This is a genomic window from Streptomyces sp. NPDC002784 (assembly GCF_053592135.1).
In genome coordinates this window covers 1-7530 of record NZ_JBSFVD010000071.1, presented here as the reverse complement: position 1 = coordinate 7530, position 7530 = coordinate 1, and the positions used below count along the sequence as shown (strand labels likewise).

Below are 7530 nucleotides of genomic sequence, written 5' to 3'. Positions count from 1 at the left end.
TTTTTGTTTTTATTCTTTTTGATCTTCTTTCTCGGGGGGGGGGGGTCCATTATAATCTCGCGCCCCCCCCCCGCCTGCGTATTTCTTGCTGACTACCAGCGGTACCAGCGACCCCGACGGCCGCTACTGGCATGGGGCCGCATAACGAACCCGAGCAACCACACCACGAGAACGACGACCGCGATCAGCCACAGGGCCTTGAGAGCGAAGCCGGCGCCGAAAAGAACGAGTGCGAGAAGCAGAACAAGAAGCAGGGGAACCATGATTATCGACCTCCGCAGAAGCATGTGCCCTGCCGTCGAGAACGCATACCTACGAGTTTTCGGGTTTGATCCTTCCGAGGCGTGGTATAAGGTGCGCCGCTGCAGTTCTTGAGTACGGCCGACCCCGGGCTCTGTCCCGAGTTCACCCTCCCTGTGTACAGTCGGCTCGCCTCGGCGGAGCCGGACGCGTGGGGCGGCCTTTCTCGACCGGCCAGGAGGAGCCGTGACCAGCACACCCACCGAGTCAGAAGGGTCCCGAGTGACAGCCGCGCCGTCCGTGTCCCCGGCGGAACACATACAACGGATGAGGCGTCGTCTGGAGCGGCTGATCGGCATCGCCGCCACGGAAGGCAACGCCCTGCTGCCGCTGCGTAACGGAGACGAGATCTTCGCGGCGATGCTCAAGAGCATCCGCAGCGCCCAGCACACCGTGGACATGATGACGTTCGTGTACTGGCGTGGCGAGATAGCCCGCCAGTTCGCCGAAGCGCTGGCTGACCGGGCTCGCAACGGGGTGCGTGTGCGGCTGTTGCTGGACGGCTTCGGAAGTCGGCTGATTGAGCGCAATTTGCTGGATATGATGGGCCGGGCCGGGGTCGAAGTGGCGTGGTTCCGTAAGCCCTTGTATCTCACCCCGCTCAAGCAGAATCACCGCTGCCACCGCAAGGTGGTGGTCGTGGACGAGGAGACGGCGTTCACCGGCGGGGTGGGTATCGCCGAGGAATGGTGCGGAGACGCTCGCAACGAGCATGAATGGCGCGACACTCACGTTCAGGTTCGCGGACCCGCGGTGGACGGTATCGCCGCCGCCTTCGCGCAGAACTGGGCCGAATGCCATGACACCCTCTTCGATGAGCACGACCGCTTCAGCGACCACACGCCGGAAGGCGATGCCGTGGTCCAGGTCGTCCGCGGCTCGGCGAGCCTCGGCTGGCAGGACATGCAGACCCTGCTACGAGTCATGATCGAATGCGCGCAGCACCAATTCCGGTTGGCCACCGCCTACTTCGCCCCCGACGCCTACTTCATCGAATTGCTGTGCGCGGCCGCCCGACGCGGCGTCGAGGTGGAGATCCTGCTGCCCGGCCCCCACACCGACAAGCGCGTCTGCCAGCTGGCCGGCCAGCACTACTACGAAGACCTGCTCGAGTGCGGGGTGCGCATCTTCGAGTACCAGCCGACGATGATGCACGCCAAGGTCATCACCGTCGACCAGGTCGCCGCGTTGATCGGCTCCACCAATTTCAACCGCCGGTCTCTGGACCACGACGAAGAAGTCATGCTCGCCGTCCTCGACGAAGACTTCGCCGCCACCCTCAACCGGCACTTCGACGAAGACTTGCAGGTCAGTGAACAGATCGAGAAGGGTCGCTGGAAACGCCGCTCCGTCACCCGGCGACTGGGGGAGGCGGCCGTCTTTCCCATCCGCCGCTTTCTGTAATCCACGGGCCAATCCACGGGCCGAAGCCCGCGCGTCAGCAGGGGCACACCAAACTACGCTCACACCAGCCGCATAACCCGTATCCAAGATTCGGGGACCACGCCCGTCTAAACTTCCGAGACCGACTGACGGAAGGCTGGCGTTATGCGGAGACTGCTCTACGGCATGAACCTGTCCCTGGACGGCTATGTTGCCGCGCCCGGCGACGACCTCAGCTGGAGCGAGCCGAGCGACGAGCTGTTCCAGTGGTGGCTCGACGAGGAGCGGGCGATCAGCCTGTTGCTGTATGGGCGCAAGCTGTGGGAGACCATGAGCTCCTACTGGCCGACCGGCGACCAGCAACCGGGGGCGACCCCAGCGCAGATCGACTTCGCGCGGAACTGGCGGGAGACGCCGAAGGTGGTGTTCTCCTCGACGGTCGACAAGGTCGACTGGAACGCTCGCCTGGTCACCGGCGACGCGGTCGCGGAGATCACTCGGCTCAAGGCCGAGGACGGTGGCCCGATGAGGGTCGGTGGCGCGGCGCTAGCCGGAGCGGCGATGCGGGCCGGGCTGATCGACGAGTACACGATCGTCACGCATCCGGTCCTGGTGGGTAGCGGAACACCGTTCTTCACCGCGCTGGACGGCTGGACGAACCTGAGCTTGGTGGAGACCCGGATGTTTCCCGGCGGCGTGGTCCTGACCAGGTACGAGACGAGGCACTGAACACGCTGGTCGCGCGGTGGGACATCGACGCCGAGCGACCGGCCTCGGCCCTTCACCAGCGTTGATGCCGCCCGCGGATCAATACGCCAGCAGAATTTCGACTGTGATCGCCGCTGCCAGCACAACATAAACGGCGCACGCAGCATAATTCAGTACCGCCGTCGCTCTTGTCGAGCCGATGAGTCGGCCATGGAAAAATCCCGACAACACTCCGATGCCCCCGTAAAGAATTATCTCCATCAGGACGTTGATTGCACCGAGCATGGTCATCTGCAATTCAGGATTCTCCGCACTCCCTATGAACTGCGGGAGGACCGCGAGGTAAAAGAGAATTATTTTCGGATTCGTCAGGCTGACCAACACGCCTCGCAGATACCACCTGCCGGTCGCGATATCGCCGTGTCCGTGATCGCCCGACGCGCATTTCGCATGGTCACGTACGCCAGCCACAGCAAATACGCTGCACCCAGTATTCTCACCGTATCAAGCACCGACGGGTGCGATCGGGCGACCTCGCCCATCCCGACAACGACGGCGGCGGCATAGAAGCTCATTCCTGTTGTTATGCCGAGGATGGCTTTCAGTGCGGACAGGCGACCACCTTCAAGGCCGACTGCGAGCATGTAAGCCATATCAGGGCCGGGTGGAGCGAGAAAGAGCAGGATCACCGCAATGTAGCCCGGCAGTACCGCTAAATCCAACAATGCCAACTACCTCCGGCTTGGCGTAGCGAGCCAGGGATCCTTCGACGCCGGCATTGATCGATCCGCGCCGAGTCGAGTGCTGGCGACCAGCTTCACGGGAACCCTGTCAGAGCGCTGCGGCGAGGTAGAAGATGCGCTCAGCGTGATCGCCGCCGATGCGATCAGTCTCCGGCATCGCCTGGCCCCTCGTCCGCTGGTACACGCTTGCCAAAAAGAGGCGGCCGCCACCGGCTCCCTTCCGGGAGTCAAAGGTCAACGGGCGTCCTCGGTCGGGCGCGGAGGGTGGAAGCAGGCGGTGACGGATTTGCCGTCGGGGCAGGGGCGGGCTTCCCAGTCGTCGGCCAGGGCGTCGACTAGGAGCATGCCCCGTCCGCCGAGACGGTCGCCGCTGGGGGCGCGTGGGGTGGGCAGGGCGGCGTTGTCGTCGTGCACGGTGACGTGCAGGCACTGGCCGTCCCAGGTCAGGACGAGCCGGGCGGAGGAGTGTGCGTGGATGTGTGCGTTGGTGACCAGTTCCGACACGGTCAGCAGCACATCGTCCACGGTCTGGGGAGCGCTGTGCGCCCAGTCGAGCGTCTCCAGATGCTTGCGGGCCCAGTCACGCGCCGCCTTCGGGCCGGTGTGCATGGGCAGCGAGCGTGCCCAGCCCACCGCTCGCAACGACGATTCATCCACTGTGACCCCTCCTTGCAACGGACCCGGCTTTGCCCTGACGCGGGTACCCGCTGTATGCGGGCTGACGCGAGGAGCCACACTTTGATGGGCGCTTCGAGTCCGCGGCCGCACGGCAAGGGTGGGGAAGTCGTCGACAAGATCGAGGGGTACGTCTTCGGAGCCGACCCCGGTGCGTAGGCGCGGGCACCGGGCACGCACCCGCCGAAGCAACTGGAGCGCCGCTATAGGCTAAGGGCCCGGAAGAAGCTTTTTGCTGCCCGTACTGTGGGAGAGGCAGTCGGCAGGTGGCTGTCGGATGGGTGAGGAGACCGAGCGTGGATACCCCACACGGTCCGGCGATGCCAGGGAGGATCATGTTGGAGGTGAGCCCGTTGCCCGGTCGTACCGGGATACGTGCCCGTGGTGAGATCAGCGCGCTCACCCGCCCGGCCTGGGAGCGGGCCCTGTCCGACCTGGCCCGGCAGCATGCGGGTGTCTCCTACGTGGAGCTGTCCGATGTGGCCTTCGTCGACGTGGCCGGAGTGACGGCGCTGGCGGTCACCGCCATGAACCTGCCCGACGGACGGGTGGTCGTCGAGCATCCCCCGCCCCAGCTGCCCACGGTGCTGGCCATGTTCTGGCCGGGCTTGAACCGGATCGAGGTGGCGCCGCGATGAGCCCCGTGCATGCCGACGACCTGTTCGTGCACCCTGCGCTGTTCTACCGCAGCGAGCAGGAGTACACGCAGCAGACGGTGTCATTCCTGAGGGAAGGGCTGGCGAACGACGAGCCGATGGCCGTCGCGGTGCCCGGCCCCAACCTGGAGCTGATCAAGAACGGGCTGGGCGCGGACGCCGAGGACATCCTGTTCCTGGACATGACCGAGGCCGGCCGCAACCCCGGGCGGATCATCCCCAAGGTGCTGCGCGGATTCGCTGACACGCATCCCAAGGGGCGGGTGCGGATCATCGGGGAACCGATCTGGGCCGGGCGCAGCGCGGTGGAATACCCGGCGTGCGCGCAGCACGAGGCGTTGATCAACGCCGCGTTCGAGGGCCGCGCGGTGACGATCCTTTGCCCCTATGACGAGGCACAGCTGGATCCGGAGGTGATCGCCGATGCGCGGATCACCCACCCCACCCTCATCAGCGGCGACGGCCGCGAGGAGATCAGCGACGTATACGACTGGGAAGCGGTCGTCTCCCGCTACAACCAGGAGCTGACGCCCGCGCCGGACGCCGCCGTCTTCTCCTACGGGACTGAGGAGCTCCCAGCGGTCCGCAAGTTCGGCGTCGCTCAGGTGGCACGGCTGGGTTTGGCCGGCGAGCGGCTGATGGACGCGGAGCTGGTGATCGCGGAGCTGACGACCAACAGCGTGGTGCACGGCGGCGGCCGAGGAACCCTCGCGGTCTGGGCCGAGCAGGGGCAGGTCGTGATGGAGGTCCGCGACGCGGGACGGCTGACCGACCCCTTGGCCGGCCGCCGCCCGGCGCAGCACGGCAAGCCCGGTGGGCGAGGACTGCTGCTGGTGCACTACGTCGCCGACCTGGTGCGCCTGCACACCACCAGCGAGGGCACGACCGTCCGCGTCTACGTCAGCGCGTGACCACGGTGTGGGCGCCCACCGACCCGGGTGGCCGCCCACCCATCCTTGTGCCCGGTCGGCGTGAAGCCAGGGAGCGATGCCACAAGCTCTCCCTGGCGGCGCGCCGCAGCCGCTGGGCTTAGCTGTAGGACGGTCGAAGAAGGGACCACCGCCCAGTACGCGCCAGTGGCTCTCGTCACCGTTTGCGACCGGGCGCCGTCGCGACCGCAGCGCGGGCGCACACCTGCGATAGCGAATCGAGTCAAGTACCCCTTCCGGGCTCGGGCATGCACACTCCCACCTGTCCGTATTCCCTCGGTTCCCGAGTGGCTCCGACGCTTTGTTCCGCGCCGGTAATCTGGGTTAGCCTGCGGCGTGTTTTTCTCGTTGCGTACTTCCGTGAGCTGCGGAACTGCACGCACGACGGCCGGGCCGCCGATCGGTTCGGGGGGTTCCGAGTTCTCGGTGACGAGGGCTCCTGGGGAGCGGAACGAGGGTACGCATGACCAGCAACAGCGCCGGGGTCGTAGAGGTCTCCAAGGGTGATCAGGAGCTCCGGCGGCTCCTGGCGGGCCTGACGGCCGTGCGGGACGGAGACTTCGGCACCCGTCTGCCGGTCGACGCAGACGGCCTCATGGGCGACATCGCCAAGGTCTTCAACGGCATGGTGGACCAGCTGTCCGTGTTCACGTCCGAGGTCACCCGGGTGGCCCGCGAGGTGGGTACCGAGGGGACGCTGGGCGGCCAGGCGGAGGTGCCCGGCGTCTCGGGGACCTGGGCCGACCTGACGGACTCGGTCAACGCCATGGCGGGCAATCTGACCACCCAGGTCCGCGACATCGCGCAGGTGGCGACGGCGGTGGCCAAGGGTGATCTCTCCCAGAAGATCGACGTGCCCGCCCGCGGCGAGATCCTGCAGCTGAAGGAGACCGTCAACACGATGGTCGACCAGCTGTCCGCGTTCGCGGATGAGGTCACCCGGGTGGCCCGTGAGGTCGGCAGCGAGGGGCGTCTCGGCGGCCAGGCCCAGGTGCCGGGTGTGGCCGGTGTCTGGCGCGACCTCACCGACTCCGTCAACCACATGGCGGGCAATCTCACGAGCCAGGTCCGCTCCATCGCCCAGGTCACCACGGCGGTGGCCCAGGGCGATCTCTCCCAGAAGATCACCGTCGATGCGCGCGGTGAGATTCTTGAACTGAAGAGCACCATCAACACGATGGTCGATCAGCTGTCCGCGTTCGCGGATGAGGTCACCCGCGTCGCCCGTGAGGTCGGCACCGAGGGACGCCTGGGCGGCCAGGCGGACGTCAAGGGCGTCAAGGGCACCTGGCGCGACCTCACCGACTCCGTGAACTTCATGGCGGGCAACCTCACCGGCCAGGTCCGCAACATCGCGCTGGTGGCGACCGCGGTGGCCAAGGGAGACCTCTCCCAGAAGATCACCGTGGACGCGCGCGGTGAGATTCTCGAACTGAAGAGCACCATCAACACGATGGTCGACCAGCTGTCCGCGTTCGCGGATGAGGTCACGCGGGTGGCTCGCGAGGTCGGCACCGAGGGACGTCTCGGCGGCCAGGCCCAGGTGCGCGGCGTGTCGGGCACCTGGAAGGACCTCACCGACAACGTCAACGTCATGGCCTCCAACCTGACCGGTCAGGTCCGCTCCATCGCCCAGGTCGCCACCGCCGTAGCGCGTGGTGACCTGTCCCAGCGCATCACGGTCGAGGCCAAGGGCGAGGTCGCCGCTCTGGCGGACGTCATCAACACGATGGTCGACACCCTGTCGGCCTTCGCCGACGAGGTCACGCGGGTGGCCCGTGAGGTCGGCACCGAGGGACGTCTCGGCGGCCAGGCGCATGTGCCGAACGTCGCGGGCACCTGGAAGGACCTCACCGACAACGTCAACTCGATGGCCAACAACCTCACCGGCCAGGTGCGCAACATCGCGCTGGTGACGACCGCGGTGGCCAAGGGTGACCTGTCGAAGAAGATCGACGTCGATGCACGCGGCGAGATCCTCGAACTCAAGACGACCATCAACACGATGGTCGATCAGCTGTCCGCGTTCGCGGATGAGGTCACCCGCGTGTCCAGTCGAGCACCGGGCTCAGACCGGGCGTGTACAGGTAGATCCAGATGATCGAGGCGATCAGTCCGGGGATCGCGTGCGGCAGG

General features: G+C 66.3%; 7 protein-coding genes and 1 pseudogene. 5 read left to right on the top strand and 3 right to left on the bottom strand.

From position 1 onward, the window contains the following. Nucleotides 1-92: 92 nt before the first annotated feature. A complete protein-coding gene (locus ACWD1Z_RS35955; protein WP_389417445.1) occupies nt 93-263 on the bottom strand; it encodes a hydrophobic protein in 171 nt (56 codons plus the stop codon). Between the two features lie 304 nt (nt 264-567). Here ACWD1Z_RS35955 and ACWD1Z_RS35950 point away from each other — a divergent pair, with 304 nt between their 5' ends. Both ACWD1Z_RS35950 and ACWD1Z_RS35945 read left to right on the top strand, forming a co-directional pair. After that, on the top strand, nt 568-1704 hold the full coding sequence (locus ACWD1Z_RS35950; RefSeq protein WP_451124888.1) for a phospholipase D-like domain-containing protein: 1137 nt from the start codon (nt 568-570) through the stop codon (nt 1702-1704). Between the two features lie 144 nt (nt 1705-1848). Further along, nucleotides 1849-2412 carry a dihydrofolate reductase family protein gene (locus tag ACWD1Z_RS35945; RefSeq protein WP_451124886.1) on the top strand — a complete coding sequence of 188 codons (564 nt, stop codon included), beginning with the start codon at nt 1849-1851 and terminating at the stop codon, nt 2410-2412. A gap of 78 nt (nt 2413-2490) precedes the next feature. On the opposite strand, the pseudogene ACWD1Z_RS35940 reads toward ACWD1Z_RS35945, so the two are convergent. Both ACWD1Z_RS35940 and ACWD1Z_RS35935 read right to left on the bottom strand, forming a co-directional pair. Further along, nucleotides 2491-3035: pseudogene (locus tag ACWD1Z_RS35940) on the bottom strand (LysE family translocator). Nucleotides 3036-3368: 333 nt separating this feature from the next. Beyond that, nucleotides 3369-3791: an ATP-binding protein gene (locus ACWD1Z_RS35935; protein WP_451124884.1), complete on the bottom strand. Its 423-nt coding sequence runs from the start codon at nt 3789-3791 to the stop codon at nt 3369-3371. A gap of 353 nt (nt 3792-4144) precedes the next feature. Here ACWD1Z_RS35935 and ACWD1Z_RS35930 point away from each other — a divergent pair, with 353 nt between their 5' ends. From ACWD1Z_RS35930 to ACWD1Z_RS35920, 3 genes are all read left to right on the top strand, one after another. Continuing rightward, on the top strand, nt 4145-4447 hold the full coding sequence (locus tag ACWD1Z_RS35930) for an STAS domain-containing protein (protein WP_451124882.1): 303 nt from the start codon (nt 4145-4147) through the stop codon (nt 4445-4447). After that, nucleotides 4444-5376: an anti-sigma factor RsbA family regulatory protein gene (locus ACWD1Z_RS35925; RefSeq protein WP_451124880.1), complete on the top strand. Its 933-nt coding sequence runs from the start codon at nt 4444-4446 to the stop codon at nt 5374-5376. Before ACWD1Z_RS35930 ends, ACWD1Z_RS35925 begins: the two co-directional genes overlap by 4 nt. Nucleotides 5377-5857: 481 nt before the next feature. Beyond that, entirely contained in the window at nt 5858-7495 is a 1638-nt protein-coding gene (locus ACWD1Z_RS35920) for a HAMP domain-containing protein (protein WP_451124878.1), read from the top strand. Nucleotides 7496-7530: the final 35 nt, after the last annotated feature.

Excerpts from the sequence above, each read along its gene's own strand:
- ACWD1Z_RS35945 (WP_451124886.1), top strand. The coding sequence starts at position 1,849 with ATGCGGAGACTGCTCTACGGCATGAACCTGTCCCTGGACGGCTATGTT.
- ACWD1Z_RS35930 (WP_451124882.1), top strand. The coding sequence starts at position 4,145 with ATGTTGGAGGTGAGCCCGTTGCCCGGTCGTACCGGGATACGTGCCCGT.
- ACWD1Z_RS35925 (WP_451124880.1), top strand. The coding sequence starts at position 4,444 with ATGAGCCCCGTGCATGCCGACGACCTGTTCGTGCACCCTGCGCTGTTC.
- ACWD1Z_RS35920 (WP_451124878.1), top strand. The coding sequence starts at position 5,858 with ATGACCAGCAACAGCGCCGGGGTCGTAGAGGTCTCCAAGGGTGATCAG.
- ACWD1Z_RS35955 (WP_389417445.1), bottom strand. The coding sequence starts at position 263 with ATGGTTCCCCTGCTTCTTGTTCTGCTTCTCGCACTCGTTCTTTTCGGC.
- ACWD1Z_RS35950 (WP_451124888.1), top strand. The coding sequence starts at position 568 with ATGAGGCGTCGTCTGGAGCGGCTGATCGGCATCGCCGCCACGGAAGGC.